2 protein-coding genes and 1 pseudogene are annotated in these 1,223 nt (G+C 56.1%); 1 reads left to right on the top strand and 2 read right to left on the bottom strand.

Going from position 1 to position 1,223, the window contains the following annotated elements:
• Together C722_RS0112980 and C722_RS0112975 are read right to left on the bottom strand one after the other, a co-directional pair.
• Positions 1 to 246, bottom strand: a pseudogene (locus tag C722_RS0112980) (DNA polymerase V subunit UmuC); the annotation flags it as partial.
• Entirely contained in the window at positions 233 to 664 is a 432-nt protein-coding gene (locus C722_RS0112975; RefSeq protein WP_026083823.1) for a LexA family transcriptional regulator, read from the bottom strand. The gene C722_RS0112975 and the pseudogene C722_RS0112980, both read right to left, overlap by 14 nt.
• A gap of 81 nt (positions 665 to 745) precedes the next feature.
• On the opposite strand from C722_RS0112975, the gene C722_RS24910 reads away from it, so the two are divergent.
• Positions 746 to 1,223 (top strand): SOS response-associated peptidase family protein (locus C722_RS24910; RefSeq protein WP_017640906.1); only part of this gene is annotated, 478 nt, incomplete at its 3' end.

Below are 1,223 nucleotides of genomic sequence, written 5' to 3'. Positions count from 1 at the left end.
CAGCGCGTAATTGCTGGAGAACACCGCCACGCCCCAACGTTCTAGGTCACGCCGGATCTGGAAGTACGGCGCGCCCATCTTGATGCCCAGTTGCTTGGCCTCGGCTGAACGCGCGATCACACAGCCGTCATTATTCGAGAGCACAACGATAGGGGTACGCCGCAAGTCCGGTCGGAAAACGCGCTCACAGCTGGCGTAGAACGAATTGCAATCGATGAGAGCGATCACTCGCTCAATATTTGCCATGGATTCGGATGCTGTAAAGCACCACACCCCAGACGTAGAGTTCTTCACTTTCAAGCAGATATCGCGGCGGAAATTTCGGGTTGGCTGAACGTAGGATCACCTGGCTACCGTCCCGGTCGAAAATCTTAACCAGAGGCTCGTTGTTTAGCGCTGCGATGACCACCTCGCCCTTCTCCGCCTCCCGCCCACGATCAATTATCAGGATGTCCCTGTCGAAAATACCTACATGAATCATGCTCTCGCCATCGGCACGAGCCAGGTAAGTGTGCGGAGCCCGAATGTTCATCATCTCGTCAAGCGAGATGCTTCCCTCCATGTGGTCTTGAGCGGGACTCGGAAAGCCTGCTGGCACGCAAAAACTGAAAAACGGCAGTGCAATTGTGGAGGGAGCGGCAGGTCCCAAGATGTGGACGGGCATGATATGCACCTGAATACTGTTTCTTTATACAGTATTCTTAAGGGAGCCCCCGGTCAATTGAACTAGACGTGCGGAGGCAACATGTGTGGACGTTTCGCCCAGTACCGAGTGGCCTACGAATACTTGGACAAGATCGCGGTGCAGTTGCCCTTGCCGTTACGGGGAGGCATCAAACCTGAGCCTATTGGACGCTACAACGTACCGCCTCAATCGATGGTTCAAGTGCTTCACCAGGACGACGACGGCCTTCGCATGGAACCGGTCAAGTGGGGATACGCCCCGTTGTGGGCGCAGGGGAAGCGACCGCCAGCGATAAACGCAAGGGTGGAAACAGCCGCGACAAGTAAGTTTTTCCGCGATATATGGCAGACAGGCCGCGCGATCGTGCCGGCGGACGGTTGGTACGAGTGGAAGAAGGACCAGGCCAACCCGAAGATCACGCAGCCCTACTACATCACGCTTCGCACAGGCGAGCCGATGTTTTTTGCAGCACTTGGGAGATTCCAGCGAGGCGGCTCATTGGAGCCGCGTGATGGGGACGGTTTTGTGATCATCACTG

The organism is Pseudomonas sp. 313, assembly GCF_000316965.1.
Lineage (GTDB): Bacteria > Pseudomonadota > Gammaproteobacteria > Pseudomonadales > Pseudomonadaceae > Chryseomonas > Chryseomonas benzopyrenica.
Note: the sequence above shows the minus strand (reverse complement) of the source record. Positions and strands in the feature narration are given on the sequence as shown.